Annotated in this window: 23 protein-coding genes and 1 rRNA gene; 2 read left to right on the top strand and 22 right to left on the bottom strand. The window is 60.1% G+C overall.

All coding sequences use genetic code 11. The features are described 5' to 3' along the window. The 5 genes from C6W55_RS03870 to C6W55_RS03855 form a co-directional block, all read right to left on the bottom strand. A 16S ribosomal RNA gene (locus C6W55_RS03870) occupies positions 1–107 on the bottom strand; the annotation flags it as partial. A gap of 187 nt (positions 108–294) precedes the next feature. Continuing rightward, positions 295–732, bottom strand: coding sequence for a hypothetical protein (locus C6W55_RS18045; RefSeq protein WP_353682007.1), 438 nt, complete (start codon positions 730–732; stop codon positions 295–297). A gap of 164 nt (positions 733–896) precedes the next feature. Next, complete coding sequence (locus C6W55_RS03865) at positions 897–1,337, bottom strand: VOC family protein (protein ID WP_286891546.1); 441 nt, start codon at positions 1,335–1,337, stop codon at positions 897–899. A 130-nt stretch (positions 1,338–1,467) separates the two neighbouring features. Then, positions 1,468–1,689, bottom strand: coding sequence for a hypothetical protein (locus C6W55_RS03860; protein WP_015253329.1), 222 nt, complete (start codon positions 1,687–1,689; stop codon positions 1,468–1,470). Between the two features lie 167 nt (positions 1,690–1,856). Further along, a complete protein-coding gene (locus C6W55_RS03855) occupies positions 1,857–2,468 on the bottom strand; it encodes a stage II sporulation protein M (protein WP_286891544.1) in 612 nt (203 codons plus the stop codon). 130 nt (positions 2,469–2,598) lie between these two features. Between C6W55_RS03855 and pdaB the strand changes: the two genes are divergently transcribed. Continuing rightward, positions 2,599–3,399 carry a polysaccharide deacetylase family sporulation protein PdaB gene (gene pdaB, locus C6W55_RS03850; protein WP_286891542.1) on the top strand — a complete coding sequence of 267 codons (801 nt, stop codon included), beginning with the start codon at positions 2,599–2,601 and terminating at the stop codon, positions 3,397–3,399. 10 nt (positions 3,400–3,409) lie between these two features. Here pdaB and C6W55_RS03845 read toward each other — a convergent pair whose 3' ends face one another. Continuing rightward, a complete protein-coding gene (locus tag C6W55_RS03845; protein ID WP_286891540.1) occupies positions 3,410–4,036 on the bottom strand; it encodes a KinB-signaling pathway activation protein in 627 nt (208 codons plus the stop codon). Positions 4,037–4,164: 128 nt separating this feature from the next. Here C6W55_RS03845 and gerD point away from each other — a divergent pair, with 128 nt between their 5' ends. Further along, entirely contained in the window at positions 4,165–4,857 is a 693-nt protein-coding gene (gene gerD / locus C6W55_RS03840) for a spore germination lipoprotein GerD (protein WP_286891538.1), read from the top strand. Positions 4,858–4,887: 30 nt separating this feature from the next. Here gerD and C6W55_RS03835 read toward each other — a convergent pair whose 3' ends face one another. The 16 genes from C6W55_RS03835 to C6W55_RS03760 all read right to left on the bottom strand — a co-directional run bounded on the left by C6W55_RS03835 (position 4,888) and on the right by C6W55_RS03760 (position 15,799). Beyond that, positions 4,888–5,964, bottom strand: coding sequence for an Mrp/NBP35 family ATP-binding protein (locus C6W55_RS03835; protein ID WP_286891536.1), 1,077 nt, complete (start codon positions 5,962–5,964; stop codon positions 4,888–4,890). A 106-nt stretch (positions 5,965–6,070) separates the two neighbouring features. Continuing rightward, positions 6,071–6,910 carry an N-acetylmuramoyl-L-alanine amidase CwlD gene (gene cwlD / locus C6W55_RS03830; RefSeq protein ID WP_286891534.1) on the bottom strand — a complete coding sequence of 280 codons (840 nt, stop codon included), beginning with the start codon at positions 6,908–6,910 and terminating at the stop codon, positions 6,071–6,073. A gap of 132 nt (positions 6,911–7,042) precedes the next feature. Further along, positions 7,043–8,209: a sulfate adenylyltransferase gene (sat, locus tag C6W55_RS03825; RefSeq protein WP_286891532.1), complete on the bottom strand. Its 1,167-nt coding sequence runs from the start codon at positions 8,207–8,209 to the stop codon at positions 7,043–7,045. Between the two features lie 75 nt (positions 8,210–8,284). Next, complete coding sequence (locus C6W55_RS03820) at positions 8,285–8,977, bottom strand: phosphoadenylyl-sulfate reductase (RefSeq protein ID WP_286891531.1); 693 nt, start codon at positions 8,975–8,977, stop codon at positions 8,285–8,287. A 181-nt stretch (positions 8,978–9,158) separates the two neighbouring features. Further along, positions 9,159–9,551, bottom strand: a complete 393-nt coding sequence (rpsI, locus tag C6W55_RS03815) for a 30S ribosomal protein S9 (RefSeq protein ID WP_015253320.1) — start codon at positions 9,549–9,551, stop codon at positions 9,159–9,161. A 21-nt stretch (positions 9,552–9,572) separates the two neighbouring features. Continuing rightward, positions 9,573–10,010: a 50S ribosomal protein L13 gene (gene rplM, locus C6W55_RS03810; protein ID WP_015253319.1), complete on the bottom strand. Its 438-nt coding sequence runs from the start codon at positions 10,008–10,010 to the stop codon at positions 9,573–9,575. A 261-nt stretch (positions 10,011–10,271) separates the two neighbouring features. Then, positions 10,272–11,048 carry a tRNA pseudouridine(38-40) synthase TruA gene (gene truA / locus C6W55_RS03805; protein ID WP_015253318.1) on the bottom strand — a complete coding sequence of 259 codons (777 nt, stop codon included), beginning with the start codon at positions 11,046–11,048 and terminating at the stop codon, positions 10,272–10,274. A gap of 330 nt (positions 11,049–11,378) precedes the next feature. After that, the gene (rplQ, locus tag C6W55_RS03800; RefSeq protein ID WP_015253317.1) at positions 11,379–11,744 is read right to left on the bottom strand and encodes a 50S ribosomal protein L17; all 366 of its coding nucleotides are present in this window, start codon (positions 11,742–11,744) and stop codon (positions 11,379–11,381) included. A gap of 46 nt (positions 11,745–11,790) precedes the next feature. Beyond that, positions 11,791–12,735: a DNA-directed RNA polymerase subunit alpha gene (locus C6W55_RS03795; RefSeq protein WP_015253316.1), complete on the bottom strand. Its 945-nt coding sequence runs from the start codon at positions 12,733–12,735 to the stop codon at positions 11,791–11,793. Between the two features lie 160 nt (positions 12,736–12,895). Next, positions 12,896–13,297 carry a 30S ribosomal protein S11 gene (gene rpsK / locus C6W55_RS03790; RefSeq protein ID WP_015253315.1) on the bottom strand — a complete coding sequence of 134 codons (402 nt, stop codon included), beginning with the start codon at positions 13,295–13,297 and terminating at the stop codon, positions 12,896–12,898. 19 nt (positions 13,298–13,316) lie between these two features. Beyond that, a complete protein-coding gene (gene rpsM, locus C6W55_RS03785) occupies positions 13,317–13,682 on the bottom strand; it encodes a 30S ribosomal protein S13 (protein WP_015253314.1) in 366 nt (121 codons plus the stop codon). Positions 13,683–13,703: 21 nt separating this feature from the next. Beyond that, positions 13,704–13,817, bottom strand: a complete 114-nt coding sequence (gene rpmJ, locus C6W55_RS03780; RefSeq protein WP_015253313.1) for a 50S ribosomal protein L36 — start codon at positions 13,815–13,817, stop codon at positions 13,704–13,706. A gap of 45 nt (positions 13,818–13,862) precedes the next feature. Then, positions 13,863–14,078: a translation initiation factor IF-1 gene (infA, locus tag C6W55_RS03775; RefSeq protein ID WP_015253312.1), complete on the bottom strand. Its 216-nt coding sequence runs from the start codon at positions 14,076–14,078 to the stop codon at positions 13,863–13,865. A gap of 2 nt (positions 14,079–14,080) precedes the next feature. Continuing rightward, complete coding sequence (locus C6W55_RS03770; protein WP_015253311.1) at positions 14,081–14,362, bottom strand: KOW domain-containing RNA-binding protein; 282 nt, start codon at positions 14,360–14,362, stop codon at positions 14,081–14,083. A gap of 34 nt (positions 14,363–14,396) precedes the next feature. Beyond that, positions 14,397–15,149 carry a type I methionyl aminopeptidase gene (gene map / locus C6W55_RS03765; RefSeq protein WP_015253310.1) on the bottom strand — a complete coding sequence of 251 codons (753 nt, stop codon included), beginning with the start codon at positions 15,147–15,149 and terminating at the stop codon, positions 14,397–14,399. Beyond that, the gene (locus C6W55_RS03760) at positions 15,146–15,799 is read right to left on the bottom strand and encodes an adenylate kinase (RefSeq protein WP_015253309.1); all 654 of its coding nucleotides are present in this window, start codon (positions 15,797–15,799) and stop codon (positions 15,146–15,148) included. Before C6W55_RS03760 ends, map begins: the two co-directional genes overlap by 4 nt. Positions 15,800–15,835: the final 36 nt, after the last annotated feature.

Here is a 15,835-nt window from a genome sequence, read left to right as displayed (position 1 = left end):
TCGCAACATCCACCCGAAGGCTTCCGTCCGCGAAAACTCCGCTCGACTTGCATGTATTAGGCACGCCGCCAGCGTTCGTCCTGAGCCAGGATCAAACTCTCCATTAAAGGCAAGAGTCGATTGACTCATCTCGTACGTTCGCGCTTTGCTTCGTCTCCAAAGGAGACGGGCAACTCAAGCTCGTTGTTCAGTTTTCAAGGAACCATCTTCGTCGTCCGCCGTTTCAGCGGCGACTTTTATAATATATCACAGCTCGCCAGGGTTTTGCAACAAGTTTTTATTTCCAATTTTGCCTCATCGCATACCTGCATGAACTGTCGCCGGGTCTCGCCGCCTGTCGGCTGTTCGCGAATCATCCCGACCGGATAGTAAATTTACCACAGCCGCGGAGCGTCCGTCAAGGACTTTTTGAATGCGGCTTATCGGGAACGGAACGAGCCGGCAGGAGCCGCGCGCGGCCGCCCGTCCAACGCCGTTCAGGAGGGGACGCGCCGCCTTTCCGCATTCGGATTCCGGCCGGACATCTCGGACGCCGGAACGTGCGCTTTGAGCAGCCATATGCCGGCGATGTAGACAATGCTCATCAAAACCGAACGTCTGCGACGCTCCGAACGGAAACGTCTCCCGCCCCATCGCGATCGCTTTTTCGCCTTGCACCGCCATCGCCAGCGAAGGCATGTAGAGGGTTTTCACCTGGCTTGCGGACGGCTGTGTGAATCGGCTGACATACAGGCCGGGATGCGCGTATTGAACACCCCTTCATGCGGCGTATGGTCAAGGATCAGACTGAGCGTTCTGTTCCTCATGTTTTATAGCCAAGGTTACAAAGAAAAGGCCCCCCTCCCGGGAGCCCCGCTTCGGATGCGACGGTCTGACACCGCCGTCCGATTCGAACTTTACGCCTGTCCTTGTTCTTGCGCCATTTGTTCGAAAGCGATCAAGTCCATGTACCCGATCTCCCAGACATGGCCGTCCGGGTCATAGAATCCCCATTGATACATGAAGCCGTGGTCTTGCGGATCGGTGTACGATTTTCCGCCCAGAGACACCGCCTTGTTGACGATTTCGTCAACCTGCTCCCGGCTTTCGGCCGCGATCGCGAGGGTGAGTTGCGCGTACTTGCCGGTATCGACGACTTCCTTCTTCGTGAACGTCTTCAGATATTCCTCCTGGAGCAGCATCACGTAGATATTCTCGCCGACGATCAGACAAGCCGCCTGCTCCTCATCCGTGAACCGCATGTCGAACTCGAATCCGAGTCCGGTGAAGAATGCCATCGATCGCTTCACATCTTTCACATGCAGGTTCACGTAAATTTGTTTGGACGTCAGTGCCATATCCATCGCCTCTCCCTATTGATTCTTGGACTTTCATATATGCAGACGAAACCGCCAAGCCAAATTCATCGGTCAAGGCATGATTTTTTTCTGACGCCCTCATACCGCCGCTCGCGGTTCCTCCGGCCGTTTACGAATCCGTACGGATGTTCAGCACGTAGCGGGACAATTCCTTGGGGGAAGCGAACCGGGCGTACATGCGGAAGACCACGCGGTAGCGCCTGGCGATCGATTGCCTGATCTCGGCATCCAGGCGTGTATCCTGCAGATCCAGCAGCATTTCGTCCAGCTCCTTGCGGAGCACATAATCAAGTTCCTTGCATTCTCTGTCCGTCAGCAGCATGCCAAGCATGAACGGACCTCCTTCCTTGCCAAAAACCGTCGCCGTCTCCCGGATCCTTGAATCCCGCAGGCAACGATGCCCTGCAGAAGCGGCGCCCCCGTGCGGATGCGCGAGGTCTGCCGCTTGTACTGTTATGCGCAGTCTTGACGAAAAATATTACCGGAACTGCAACGGTCTTACAGCGAAATCAGCCAAACCGTCACCGTGCTCTCGATAAGCGCGGCCGCCAGCAGCGCGGCAACGATGATGAGCAGCGCCGGCACAGAGCGAATGACGAATGCTTCGTATTCGTCGGCCAGCCCGCTCCGCCGTTTGAACAGGGCGCCCAGTGTCCGGAAGACGAGGCCGCCGAACTTCATGCCGAAGGCGCACGCCAGCAGGACGGCCGGGATTTCGAGGATGCCGTGCGGCAGAACGCCTTTCAGGAAGATCAGCGCGGCGTTCTCGCCCTGTTCGCCGAGCCGCGTATAGAGATAGCCGAGCACCATGCCGTTGACGATAAGGAACATCACCGGGATGAAGCCGAACAGCGCGCCCATGTACATGACGAGCGCCGACTTGATCGCATTGTTGAAGAAGATGATCAGAAAAATGGCCAGTCCGGGATTCCCCGTCGACTCCGCCAGATTGCCGAGCTCCGCCAGCCCGGCCAGCTGGCTGTTCAGAAAGTCGCGGAGCGACGGATTCGTGCCGCCGACGATGAACCCGGCGAAGAACAGCATGACCGACATGATCAGGTACGGCCGCATGCCGGCCAGATACGCCAGATTCGCACGCAGATTGAACATGACGACTCCCTTCCGCAATCCCGTTCCCTTTTCGTTCGGGAGCATAACTTCATGAGACGAGCATACATTGTACCAATAGGCCAAGCCCGACCTGTCCGGCTTGCAATCCAACCGCGGGAGGAGATGGAACGTGTTCTATGTACTGAACGGACGCAAGCTCAAACGGTACATATGGGCCGTAGCAGGCCTGCTGCTTGCCGCCGGCGTCATCTACACCGAGAAGGACAACATCACCGTATTCGCGCCGCAGATGCCCGCCGCGGTGTACAGCGTGCCGACGGAGCAGAAGATCGTCGCCCTGACGTTCGACATCAGCTGGGGCGACAAACGCGCCGAGCCGATCATCGAAGTCCTGAAGGAAAAAGGAGTCAAGGAAGCGACCTTCTTCCTCTCCTCGCCCTGGGTGCAATCCCATCCCGAGATCGTGAAGAAGATCATGGACGCCGGCTTCGAGATCGGCAGCCACGGACATAAACACGATTTTTACACGAAGATGAGCGACGACGAAATCCGCAGCCAGATCCGGACCGCCGAATCGATCATCGCCTCCGTCACCGGCAAGCGGCCGCGGCTGATCCGGATGCCGAACGGCGATTTCGACAAGCGGGTGCTTCAGATTGCCAGCGAGCTCGGCTACACGGTCATCCAATGGGATACCGATTCGCTCGACTGGATGAACATCGGCACGGAGAAGATCATCCGCCGCGTCGTCTCGCGCGCCCACCCCGGCGATATCATCCTGATGCACGCCAGCGATTCCAGCAAGCAGACGCACGAGGCGCTGCCGGTCATCATCGACCAGCTCCGGGAGAAAGGCTACAGCTTCGTCTCCGTCTCCCGGCTGCTGGCCCAGACCGAAGTGCAGGGCAAATCGGTGCAGGACCGGCCCGGCATGGCCCCCTCCGAGCCCCAGGTGCCGATGGAAATGTAATGCAGCGGCTTCAGGAGACCGGATCCGCGCTCTGCGTGGATTCGGTCTCTTCCGTCTTCACAAGCCGATGCAGCATCAGAATCTGGTACGCATTGCAGGCGAACAGCGGCAGCATCATGAAGATGACGGCCGACGCGCCGCCTTCGGTGTTCAGGCTCGGCCAGGCCTCAATCACCGTGACGGCGACCATCAGGAACAGCGTCGGGATGAACGCCAGCCGGTTCGTCTTCTTCACCTTGATGACGCCGACCGCCCAGGAGCCGGCGAACAGCAGCACCGGCAGCAGCCAGAACAGCACGTTCCCGAGCTGCGCCCGCTGTTCATACAGGATGTACCCGAACAGGAAGAGCATGAAAACCGTCGTATAAGCTTGCAGCGTGTTCCACAGATATCCTTTACGGAAAATGCTGAGCGCGATGTAGTTCAGCGTCAGATACGCGAAGAAGCCCATCTGGCTGAACGCGCCGATCATCACGCCGCTCAGCAGCATCATGCCCGCGTTGAACCCGGATGCCTCGATTCCGAGAAATCCGAACGAAGGATCCGTCCACTGCATGATCAGACCTGCCACAACCGCAACCGCGCCTCCGAACGCCATGCAACTCCAGAACAGAAAGAACCATTTTCTGAGTGTCATTCGTAAAGCCTCCTCTACTTCACTTCATTTTACCATGACCGGAACAAAATCAACAGGATAAAGCCGCAAGCGGCGTCACATAATAGTGCGCACAGACATTGCAACGCGCGAAGGGAGTCGTGGCTCCGATGGTGAAGCGGCTGCTGATGTCCGCTCTCATGATATCCTGTTTGGTCGCAATTCTCGCCGGCTGCGGTGCGGAACCTTCCGGAGGCGGCGGTCAGTCCATCGAATACCGGGACATGAAACAGATGGTCATCGACATCTTGAAGACGGAGGACGCCCAGAAGGCGCTGCAGGAGCAGTCCCGCATCACCGGCACGGGTGGTTTCCAGATGCTTTCCGCGACGGATCAGGAGAACATCAAGCTGGCGATCAAGGAAGTGCTCCTGTCGCCCGACGCCAGAACCGTGCTCGAAGAGCTGATGACGGACACCCGCTTCGCCGGAGAATTCGCGAAGGCCGTCAACAAGGAGAACAAGCAGATCCACAAGGAACTGCTCAAGGACCCGTCCTACCAGCAGGATCTGGTCTCCGTCTTCAAGGGACCGGAGATGGAGAAGGTCATTCTGGATGCCTTGAGCAGCACGAACTACCGCAAAAGAATCGTGACGATCATGCAGGAGTCGCTCCAGAGTCCGATGATCAAGCTGCAGATGTATGAACTGCTGCGTCAGGCCGTGCGGGAAGAGCTGAATCCGAAGAATGTATCCGGCGCGAAGAAACAGGAAGGACAGGAAGGCGGCGGCGAAAGCGGCGAATCGGAAGGCGAGGACAGCGGCGAAGCCGAGGCCGGAGAAGGCGACGCGGAAGGCAGCTGACGTGAGCTGCCTTCCGCGTCGATGCGTTTCTCAGACGCCGCACTTGGCGATGATCGCCTGAGCGGCTTCCGTATAGATCCGTCCGGTCTCCGAATCCGGTTTGTAGACGGACGGCGAGAAATCCGGTTCGGACGGATGGTTGTCCGGCGCGCCGAGCGGGATCTGGGCGAGCAGATCCGTATGCAGCGTCTCGGCCAGCCGGGCGCCGCCGCCCCGGCCGAAGACGTAATCCCGCCCGCCGCATGAAGGGCAGATGTAGTACGACATGTTCTCGATGACGCCGAGAATGTCATGCTTGGTCTTGACCGCCATGGCGCCGGCGCGCGCCGCGACGAACGCCGCGGTGGCGTGCGGCGTCGTCACGATGATCTCCTTGCTCTGCGGGATCATCTGATGGATGTCGAGCGCGACGTCGCCGGTGCCCGGCGGCAGGTCGAGCAGCATATAGTCGAGCTCGCCCCATTCCACCTCGGCGAAGAAATTGCGCAGCATCCGGCCGAGCATCGGACCGCGCCAGACGACCGGGCTGTTGTCTTCGACGAAGAAGCCCATCGACATCACCTTGACGCCGAACCGCTCGATCGGCACGATGCGCTCGTTCTCGACGGCCGGGCGCTCCTCGATGCCCATCATGTCGGGCACGCTGAAGCCGTAGATGTCGGCGTCGATGATGCCGACGCGCTTGCCGAGCCGCGCGAGGGCGGCGGCCAGATTGACGGTCACCGTCGATTTGCCGACGCCGCCCTTGCCGCTGGCGATGGCGATGAACTGCACCCCGCTGTCCGGCCGGAGCAGCGGGTGCGCCTCCAGGCCGGCCGCGTGGCCCTTGACCGGGCCCGCGCCGGCCCCTTGCGCGGCGCCGCCCGCTCCGCTGCCGCCGCCGTCTGCCCGGAACCGCAGATGCACGGTTTCCGCGCCGACGGCGGCAAGCGCTTCGCGCAGCGCCGCTTCGAGCGGGGCCTCCGGCTCCCCGCTCGGGGTGAGGACCGTCATCGACACATGACGGTCCTTCACCACGACATCACGGACCGCGATGCCCGGTCCGCCTTCACCGCCCGGCCGTTTCACCCGGCCGACCGCTTCCAATACCTGTTCGCGTGTCAACACTGCGCTGCACCTCGTATCCCGTACCGATTGTCCGTAATCCGTACTGATTTTCACCAAACCGAGTTTATTATACCACAACGCGCTCCGAACATCAGGCCGGAAGCGGTCAGCCGGATGCCGCGCCCTTCTCCGGCTCGTACGATCCGGCGGCTTCCGCCGCATCTTCCGGCCCTTCGCTTCTTTCCGTCCTGCGCGCGCCGATGCGCTCACCGGAGACGTACCTCAGGATGCCCTGATAGATGCTGGCCGCCGCCGCCCGCTGGTACTCGGGATCGGTCAGCCTGCCGGCCTCCTGCGGATTCGACAGGAAGCCCACCTCGACGAGCACGCTCGGAATATCCTCGATCGCCTTCAGCAGAAACACTTCATTCACTTTGCCGGCGCTGCGGTTCGTGTTTTCGAGATTGCGCCGGATTTCGTCCTGGATCAGCGCGGCGAGCTCGGCATTGTCGGGATGATTCGGATAGTAGAACGTCTGCGCGCCGTGCCAGCGCGGCGACGGGATGCTGTTCATGTGGATGCTGACGACAAGATCGGGCTTCTCCCTGCGGATCAGCTCCACCCGTCTCATCAAATCCTCGGTCTTGCGGCGGCTGAAGCCCCTCGTCCCCTCGTCGGCCAGGTCCCGGTCGTCCTCGCGCGTCATGATGACCAGGGCGCCCGCCTGCTGCAAATAGTCGCGCAAATACAGCGCAATCGCCAGATTGAGATCCTTCTCCACGGCGCCCCGCTTGCTGACCGCGCCGCCGTCCACGCCGCCGTGTCCCGCATCCACCACGATCGTTTTCCCCGGGAGCGGCAGCGTCCAATACGTCCATGTCTGCGTTGCGGGAGTATCCTGCAGGAGCAGAAAGACGACCAGCAGCGCGCAGGCCGCGCCTGCGGCGAGGCGAAGCGCGCTCCGGTAAGGGATCCAGATGACCATCCGTCTTCTTGAGCGCCGCATAGACAAATAACCACCCCAGTCCCGCTTTCGCGCATGTCCGGCCGGCGCCCTCCTTGAGGCGTGATCCGGCGTCCATACACTATATGGGACGAGGCGGTTATTTATGAACAAGCCATGCCAAGTGGATTCGGTTCAGGACTGCGCCGGCTGCACGGCCATCCCTTCGATCAGAATGCGCGCCACTTCCGGCCGCGAGAATTCCGGCGGCGGGCAGATGCCGCTTCTCAGCATCTCGCGCACCTTCGTGCCGGACAGCGCCACGTGATCCTCCTTGCCGTGCGGGCACGTCTTGGGCGACGCCATGCTGCCGCATTTCTTGCAGAAGAAGCTGTGTTCAAAATAAAGCGGCGTAATCCCCAGATCTTCCGGCTTGAACGTCTTCAGGAGATCCTGCGCTTCATACGTGCCGTAGTAGTCGCCCACGCCGGCATGGTCGCGGCCGACGATGAAGTGGGTGCAGCCGTAATTTTTGCGCACGATCGCATGGAAGACCGCTTCCCGGGGGCCGGCGTAGCGCATCGCGGCCGGGAAGACGCCGAGGAAGACGCGGTCCTTCGGATAATAGTGCTCGAGCAGCGCCAGATAGCTCTTCATCCGCACTTCGGCCGGCACATCGTCCGATTTCGTCTCGCCGACGAGCGGATTGAGGAACAGCCCGTCGACGATCTCCATCGCGCACTTCTGGATATATTCATGCGCGCGGTGGACCGGGTTGCGCGTCTGGAACCCGACGACCGTCTTCCAGCCCTTCTCGGCGAAGATGCGCCGCGTCTCCGCCGGATCGAAATAAAACTCCCGGAACTTCTCCGGCTGCGGCCGGTTCAGCACCGTGACCGGTCCGCCGACGTAGACGTTCGGCCGTTCGAACAGCTTCGCGACGCCCGGATGCGCGGGATCGTCGGTCTTGAACACCTTCACCGCCTCACGCTTCTGGTCGACGGTATAGATGCTCTCGATGTCGATGATGCCGTAAATGACGCCGTCTTCACCCTTCAGCGCGGCGCGGGTTCCCTTGCCCAGCTTCGCCGCCAGCTCCGGCTCGACCGCCAGCGTGATCGGGATGCTCCAGACCATCCCGCTCGCGAGCCGCATATTTTCCACGACGCTCTCGTAATCTTCCTGCGTCATGAAGCCCGTGAGCGGCGAGAACGCGCCCACGCCGATCAGATCCAGATCGGAGATCGTCCAGGTGCTCACCGGTATGACCGGAAGCTTGCCCGCTTCGGCAAGCAGCCGCTCACGCTCGCTTGCTTCCGCGATGCGGCTCACCAATGTGCCGCCGTGTGGCTTAATGCTCATGCCGTCGGTTCCTCCCTGCTTGAATATGCCGAAGCGCTCCGGTGATCCGGCGCACGCTCCGGAATGTTTTCTGTATTATTTGTGCAGCCCGCACTCCGTCTTGTTCGTGCCGGCCCAGCGACCAGCGCGCGGATCTTCGCCCGGCATGACCGGCCGCGTGCAATAGGCGCAGCCGATGCTCGGATAGTTCTGGTCGTGCAGCGGGTTGTAAATGACATCGTTCGCGCGAATGTAATTCCAGACATCGTCCGACGTCCAGCTTGCGAGCGGATTGAACTTCACGAGGCCGAATTTCGCATCGTATTCAATCTTCTTCGCGTTCGCGCGGGTCGGCGCCTGATCGCGGCGGATGCCGGTGATCCAGGCTTCATAGCCGGCCAGAAACTTCGAGAGCGGCTCCACCTTGCGCAGATTGCAGCACTTGTTCGGATCCGATTTCCACAGCTCCTCGCCGTACTTGGCCGCCTGTTCCTCCGGCGTCAGATCCGGCTTCACCTGGATGAACTTCTTGCCGTACTTCTGCTCCAGCCGGTCGCGCGTCTCGTACGTTTCCTTGAAGTGGAAATCCGTATCCAGATAGAAAATGTCGGTCTGCGGGCTGATCTTCTGCAGCATGTCGACGATGACGACATCTTCCGCTCCGAAACTGCAGGCGAACGCAATATTCGGGAACGTCTCGACGGCAAACTTCAGGATCGCCTCCGGGGATTCGTGCTCCAGGCTCACCGCCTTTTCGGCTATCAGCGCTTCTTTCTCGAGCAGATTCATTCGTCCGTACCTCCACTCAGCATTCCTAGTTCTTTTCTATGCTTTAACTCTAGTATATGATGGTTAGCGTAAAACGACAACTGCGGATATTGTTCAAACCGATGCTTTTGCGCATGTTTATCCATTTATAAATACAAAAAAGCCTCTCCGGAGGCCGGAGAGGCTTCGATGCGGCGGTTGCTCAGCGCTTCGAGAATTGAGGCGCGCGGCGTGCCGCTTTGAGACCGTATTTTTTCCGTTCTTTCATGCGCGGATCGCGCGTCAGGAACCCTGCGCGCTTCAGCGCCGGCCGGAATTCCGGATCGGCTTTCAGCAGGGCGCGTGCAATGCCGTGGCGGATGGCGCCGGCTTGACCGGTCGTGCCGCCGCCGTTGGCGATGACGATGACGTCATATTTGTTCAGCGTATCGGTGAGCGCCAGCGGCTGCTTGACGATCAGCTTCAGCGTCTCTTGGCCGAAATACGAATCCAGGTCGCGCTTGTTGACGATGATGCGGCCTTCGCCCGGCACGAGGCGGACGCGCGCGGTCGACGTTTTGCGGCGGCCGGTTCCGTAGTATTGTACTTGAGCCATGAACCTGTCCTCCCTTAGGAATTAACCCTTCAGTTCGTAGACTTGCGGATTCTGCGCCTGATGCGGATGCTCCGGACCCGCATACACTTTCAGCTTCAGCTTGAGTCTTTCGCCAAGCCGGTTCTTCGGCAGCATGCCGTGCACGGCGAGCTCGACCATGCGAGCCGGGTTGTTCTTCAGCATGTCGCCTGCCGTCGTCACTTTCAGTCCGCCCGGGTATCCCGAGTGACGATAGTATTTCTTCTTCTGCAGCTTCTTGCCGGTCAGATGCACCTTGTCCGCATTCACGATGATGACGAAATCGCCCGTGTCCACATGCGGCGTGAATTGCGGCTTGTGCTTGCCGCGGATCAGTGCGGCCGCTTCGCTCGCCAGACGGCCGAGCGTCTGGCCTGCCGCGTCGATGACGTACCATTTGCGTTCGACTTCGTTCGGCTTGGCCATGTACGTAGTACGCATGCTTATGTCCTCCTCCGATTGCTGCGCGCCCGAGAGCGCGGCTTGCCGTCTATTCCAAATTTCGTATCCGGTATGTCAGTTCGTGTCAACGTTGCGGGGCGTACCCGAAATGGCGTCGGGACCGCGCCGCGATCACATGCCATTGCTGCGTAGAACATGCGAAAACAAGCGTTCTCTCTTGGCCGGGGCCGTGGGATAGCCACCAAGAAAGCACAAGTTATATTCTACTATAGGATGTCTTGCTCTGCAAGGCCTATTGTTTCATTCCGCCGGATCGACCGACAGAATCGCTTCATAGGCTGGCGGATACTCGACCCGCCACAGGGCAAGTCCCTGCGCCGGCGCCTTCGGACCGGCCATATTCCGGTCTTTCGCTTCCAGAATGGCCGGGATATGGCCGGGCGCCTTCTTGCCTTCGCCGATTTCGATCAGCGTGCCCGCGATGATCCGCACCATGTTGTACAGGAAACCGCTGCCCGTCAGGTAGAGATGAAGATCGCCGCCGTCCCGTTCGAGCCGGGCTTCGTAGATCGTGCGGACGTTCGATTTCCGCGGCGCCCCCGCCGAACTGAACGCGGTGAAATCATGCTCGCCGACGAAAAACTTCAGCGAATCCCGCATCGCGTCCTCATCCAGCGGCCGATAGTGGTGATAACGATAGCGGGCGGTGAAAATCTCCGGAAATTTCCCCGTCGAGATCGAATAGCGGTATGTCTTGCGGATGGCCGAATAGCGGGCATGGAAATCTTCCGGCATCTCATGCGCGCTGCGCACGATGATGTCGTCCGGCAGCCTGCCGTTCAGCGCGAGCGCCCACTTCTCGATCGGAATCGGCGTCTCCGTCCGGAAATTGACGACCTGGCCGAGCGCGTGAACGCCCGCATCCGTCCGCCCGGACCCCTCGACCCGGATGTCCGTCCCGGTCAGACTGCGAATCGCCCGTTCCAGCTCGTCCTGGATCGTGCCGCCTCCCGGCTGCGTCTGGAATCCCCGGTACGCCGTGCCGTCGTAGCTGACGATCAGCGCGATATTCCGCATCTTCCGCTCTCTCCTTCCGCCCGTAACCGCTCAACCCGCCGCATGTTTCAAAAAATTATCCATCCGCCGGCCGTTTCCCGCCGTCTGCCGCATGCCGAACCTCCATACGCGATGAGCGAAACACCATTCCAGGCTCCGCATAGCTGGAGCGCGGGGCGTCCATACTCTGCATGACAGGACAAGTGCCTGTTTCTGCTGCGGCAGCGGGGGCGGTGGAGCGGCGCAATCCGCCGTCCGCTTCGTCTGCGTTCAGCGGGTGCGGGCCCGCCCTCCCCGGGCGCAGGCAGAAAGAAAAAAAGGCGGCGCCTTCGCCACCCTTTCTCTTCTGCCTCAGATCCGGTCGACCAGTTCGAGGTAAACCATCGGCGCCGAATCCCCGCGGCGGGGACCCAGCTTCAGGATCCGCGTGTATCCGCCCGCACGTTCAGCGTAACGGGTGGCAAGCTCGGAGAACAGTTTCTGAAGGGCGTCCTGCTCGCCGTTCACCGTCTCGCGCCGCACGAATGCCGCAGCTTGACGACGGGCGTGCAAATCGCCTTTCTTCGCTTTCGTGATGAGCTTCTCCGCGATCGAACGGACTTCTTTCGCTTTCGCTTCCGTCGTCTGGATGCGCTCGTACAGGATCAGGTCGGTCACGAGATCGCGGAACAGCGCCTTCCGCGCGCTCGAGTCGCGCCCGAGTTTCTGGTAAGCCATCGTCTTTTCCCCTCCTTTGGTGCGTATGCTGCCGCTGCTGGTGTCGTCAGTCTTCCTGCCGGAGGCTGAGTCCGAGTTCCGCGAGCTTCTCCTGCACTTCCTCAAGCGACTTGCGGCCGAGGTTGCGGACCTTCATCATGTCTTCTTCGGTCTTCGTGATCAGCTCTTGGACCGTGTTGATGCCAGCCCGTTTCAGGCAGTTGTAGGAGCGGACAGAAAGATCGAGCTCCTCGATCGTCATCTCGAGCACTTTCTCCTTCTTGTCCTCTTCCTTCTCGACCATGATCTCGGCATCTTTCGCCTCGTCGGTCAGGCCGACGAACAGTTCAAGATGCGAGTTCAAAATTTTCGCGCCGAGGCTGACCGCCTCTTCGGGACGGATGCTGCCGTCGGTCCATACTTCGAGGGTCAACTTGTCATAGTTCGTCACTTGGCCGACGCGCGTATTCTCCACCGTGTAGTTGACGCGGGTAATCGGCGTATAGATCGAGTCAACCGGCAGGACGCCGATCGGCTGATCTTCCCGTTTGTTGCGGTCAGCCGGAACGTAGCCGCGGCCGCGGTTGGCGAATATGCGCATGTGAAGCCGAGCGCCGGATGCCAGCGTTGCAATGTGAAGATCAGGGTTGAGAATCTCGACATCGCTGTCCGCGCGAATGTCGCCGGCCGTAACCGTACCTTCGCCTTCCGCGTCGATCTCCAGCACTTTCTCCTCGTCGGAATGAATTTTGAGCGACAGCTTCTTCAGGTTCAGGATGATTTCGGTGACATCCTCATATACGCCCGGAATCGTCGAGAACTCGTGAAGCACGCCGTCGATCTGTACCGACGTGACAGCCGCCCCAGGCAGAGACGAGAGCAGTATGCGGCGAAGTGAATTCCCGAGCGTCGTTCCGTAACCGCGCTCCAGCGGTTCGACAACGAAGGCTCCGTACGTGCCGTCTTCGCTCAGCTCTACGGTTTCGATTTTCGGCTTTTCGATCTCAATCACGGTTTAACCCTCCTTCAACGTCGCTCCGTGCCGTACCTTTCAGACCGGCCGCCGGCCGGTCGGCACCGCTCGCGGACCGGCTCAAAACCATGTAGTATACCAATCCATCACAACCATTATTCACAAGTTGCAAATCTTTGATACCACAGGCATTTGAGCACTATACGCGACGACGTTTCGGCGGGCGGCAGCCGTTGTGCGGAACCGGCGTGACGTCCTTGATCAGATTCACTTCGAGGCCTGCGGCTTGCAGGGAACGGATCGCCGCTTCGCGGCCCGCGCCCGGACCTTTGACCATGACTTCAACAGACTTCATGCCGTGTTCCATTGCGGCTTTCGCTGCCGCTTCGGCTGCCATCTGCGCCGCATACGGCGTGCTTTTCCGGGAACCTTTGAAGCCGAGGTTGCCGGCGCTTGCCCAGGAGATGGCGTTGCCGTGCGGATCCGTGATCGTGACGATCGTATTGTTGAACGTGGAACGGATATGCGCAACACCGGATTCGATATTCTTGCGATCGCGGCGTTTCGTGCGCACCGTCTTCTTCGCTGCTGCTCTGGCCATTTTCAGTTATCCCCCCTCATTACTTCTTCTTGTTCGCTACCGTACGGCGAGGACCTTTGCGCGTCCGCGCGTTCGTCTTCGTCCGTTGACCCCGGACGGGAAGACCGCGGCGATGACGAATGCCCCGGTAGCAGCCGATCTCAATCAACCGTTTGATATTCAGCGAGACTTCGCGGCGGAGGTCGCCTTCCACTTTCAGCTTGTCGATCGTGTCGCGCAGACGGTTCACTTCGTCTTCCGTCAGATCGCGCACGCGGGTGTTCTCGTCGATCCCGTTCTGGGCCAGAATCTTCTGGGCCGTCGACTTGCCGATGCCGTAAATGTACGTCAGGCCGATCACCACGCGTTTGTCCCGCGGCAGGTCTACACCAGCTATGCGTGCCATGATTCGTCTATCCCTCCTTCGTTATCCCTGTTTTTGCTTGTGGCGCGGATTTTCGCAGATGACCATCACGTTGCCCTTGCGACGAATGACTTTGCATTTTTCGCAAATCGGCTTCACCGAAGGTCTTACTTTCATGTTCGTTTCCCTCCCGAATGTGCCGGCGCTTCCTTGAGCCGCGGGCTATTTCCGATACGTGATCCGACCCCGGGTCAGATCGTAGGGCGACAGTTGGATGACGACCTTGTCACCCGTCAGGATGCGGATGAAATGCATTCTGAGTTTGCCGGATACGTGGGCGAGAATCTGGTGTCCGTTCTCCAGTTCCACCCTGAACATGGCGTTGGGCAGCGGTTCGATAACCGTACCTTCGACTTCAATGACGTCTTCTTTCGCCACAGTCATTCTCCTTTCCGCTCAATATACTTCTGAATGGCATAACGGAGTTTGGCGTTCGTCACCCGGCCCGTCAGCTTGATGCTCTCCGCGACTTCGCTGCTGACAGCGGGTTGAAATTCCAGGTGCAGGACATTTTTTTTCTTCGGACGTTCGAACTTGCGGCCGCCGCCATCGGCGATGAGCACGAACCGCTCGTCTACGATTCCGACGATCACCGCATGGCCGCCCCGGTCTTTGCCGCGCAGGATGCGGACCAACCTTCCGATTTCAGGTTCCGGTCGCATGGCCGTCACCATCCTTCTACAGCCGGCCGCCGCGCTAATCGCGCACGACGGTCAGAATCTCGCAACCGTCTTCGGTCACCGCGACCGTATGCTCGAAGTGCGCGCACCATGTGCCGTCCACGGTGACGACGGTCCAATTGTCCTCCAGCGTGCGGACGTACCGCTCGCCGAGGATGACCATCGGTTCGATCGCCAGCGTCATGCCGGGCTTGAGCCGCGGACCGCGGTCGGGGATGCCGTAGTTCGGAATCTGCGGCTCTTCGTGGAGCCGCGTGCCGATGCCGTGGCCGACATATTCGCGGACGACGGACATGCCCGCCTCCTCGATGACCCGCTGAATCGCATGCGATACGGTGTAGAGCCGAACGCCGGCCTTGACGTGCTTCAGGCCTTCCATCAGCGATCGTTCCGTCACCTCGAGCAGCCTCCGGTGTTCCTCGGAAATCTCCCCGACGGGATACGTCCAGGCGGAATCGCCGTGGTAACCCTGGAACTGCGCGCCGATGTCGATGCTGATGATGTCGCCTTCGTTCAGCACGCGCGGACCCGGAATGCCGTGCACCAACTCGTCGTTCACAGAAGCACAGATACTGGCAGGAAATTGATTGTAGCCTTTGAAGGAAGGTACGGCTCCCTGGCTTCGGATGTACTCTTCAGCCAGCTTGTCAAGCTCGGCGGTCGTTACGCCGGGCTTGATCGCCTGCTTGAGCAGGCGGTGCGTCTCCGCCACGATCCGTCCGGCTTCCCTCATGTATTCCAGTTCGGCTGCAGATTTGCAGACGATCATTCCGCTTGCCCCTTCAGAATCGAGGTGATCTGCGCGGTGACCGCGTCGATTTCTTGCTCGCCGTTGACCTCCCGCAGCAGTCCTTGATCCCGGTAATAGCGGAGAAGCGGCTCCGTCTTCGAGAGATACTCGTCGAGCCGTGTGCCGACTTTCTCCTCCGTATCGTCAGAGCGCTGGTACAGCTCGCCGCCGCATTTATCGCAGACGCCTTCCTGCTTCGGCGGGTTGAACAGGATGTGATACGTTGCGCCGCACGATTTGCAGATCCTCCGGCCGGTGAGCCGCTTCAGCAGCATGTCGCGGTCGACGACCAGGCTGATCACATGGTCGATGCGGCGTCCGGATTCCTTCAGCATGCCGTCCAGCGCTTCCGCCTGCGCCAGCGTGCGCGGATACCCGTCAAGCAGGAAGCCGCGCTTGCAGTCATCCTGCTGCAGCCGTTCGCGGACAATGCCGTTCGTCACGTCGTCCGGGACGAGAAGCCCCTGGTCGACATATTCCTTCGCTTTCAGGCCAAGCGGCGTTCCTTCCTTCATGGCGAGACGGAAAGCATCGCCGGTCGAGATATGCGGAATGCCGAATTCCGCGACAATCCGCTCGGCCTGAGTGCCTTTGCCCGCGCCGGGAGGCCCCATAAACAGGATGTTCATTCGCAGTTCCTCACTTTAAGCAGAATAGGCCCGGAC

This window comes from Thermobacillus sp. (genome assembly GCF_003390775.1).
Classification (GTDB): domain Bacteria; phylum Bacillota; class Bacilli; order Paenibacillales; family Paenibacillaceae; genus Thermobacillus; species Thermobacillus xylanilyticus.
The sequence above is the reverse complement of the archived record's forward strand: the minus strand, read 5'-3'. Positions and strand labels throughout refer to the sequence as shown.

Excerpts from the sequence above, each read along its gene's own strand:
- C6W55_RS03855 (WP_286891544.1), bottom strand. The coding sequence starts at position 2,468 with ATGTTCAATCTGCGTGCGAATCTGGCGTATCTGGCCGGCATGCGGCCG.
- rpsI (WP_015253320.1), bottom strand. The coding sequence starts at position 9,551 with ATGGCTCAAGTACAATACTACGGAACCGGCCGCCGCAAAACGTCGACC.
- rplM (WP_015253319.1), bottom strand. The coding sequence starts at position 10,010 with ATGCGTACTACGTACATGGCCAAGCCGAACGAAGTCGAACGCAAATGG.
- rpsK (WP_015253315.1), bottom strand. The coding sequence starts at position 13,297 with ATGGCCAGAGCAGCAGCGAAGAAGACGGTGCGCACGAAACGCCGCGAT.
- rplQ (WP_015253317.1), bottom strand. The coding sequence starts at position 11,744 with ATGGCTTACCAGAAACTCGGGCGCGACTCGAGCGCGCGGAAGGCGCTG.
- map (WP_015253310.1), bottom strand. The coding sequence starts at position 15,149 with ATGATCGTCTGCAAATCTGCAGCCGAACTGGAATACATGAGGGAAGCC.
- C6W55_RS03760 (WP_015253309.1), bottom strand. The coding sequence starts at position 15,799 with ATGAACATCCTGTTTATGGGGCCTCCCGGCGCGGGCAAAGGCACTCAG.
- C6W55_RS03820 (WP_286891531.1), bottom strand. The coding sequence starts at position 8,977 with ATGAATCTGCTCGAGAAAGAAGCGCTGATAGCCGAAAAGGCGGTGAGC.
- rpsM (WP_015253314.1), bottom strand. The coding sequence starts at position 13,682 with ATGGCACGCATAGCTGGTGTAGACCTGCCGCGGGACAAACGCGTGGTG.
- rpmJ (WP_015253313.1), bottom strand. The coding sequence starts at position 13,817 with ATGAAAGTAAGACCTTCGGTGAAGCCGATTTGCGAAAAATGCAAAGTC.
- C6W55_RS03860 (WP_015253329.1), bottom strand. The coding sequence starts at position 1,689 with ATGCTTGGCATGCTGCTGACGGACAGAGAATGCAAGGAACTTGATTAT.
- C6W55_RS03845 (WP_286891540.1), bottom strand. The coding sequence starts at position 4,036 with ATGACACTCAGAAAATGGTTCTTTCTGTTCTGGAGTTGCATGGCGTTC.
- truA (WP_015253318.1), bottom strand. The coding sequence starts at position 11,048 with ATGCGGAATATCGCGCTGATCGTCAGCTACGACGGCACGGCGTACCGG.
- C6W55_RS03770 (WP_015253311.1), bottom strand. The coding sequence starts at position 14,362 with ATGCGACCGGAACCTGAAATCGGAAGGTTGGTCCGCATCCTGCGCGGC.
- sat (WP_286891532.1), bottom strand. The coding sequence starts at position 8,209 with ATGAGCATTAAGCCACACGGCGGCACATTGGTGAGCCGCATCGCGGAA.
- gerD (WP_286891538.1), top strand. The coding sequence starts at position 4,165 with ATGGTGAAGCGGCTGCTGATGTCCGCTCTCATGATATCCTGTTTGGTC.
- cwlD (WP_286891534.1), bottom strand. The coding sequence starts at position 6,910 with ATGCGGCGCTCAAGAAGACGGATGGTCATCTGGATCCCTTACCGGAGC.
- C6W55_RS03865 (WP_286891546.1), bottom strand. The coding sequence starts at position 1,337 with ATGGCACTGACGTCCAAACAAATTTACGTGAACCTGCATGTGAAAGAT.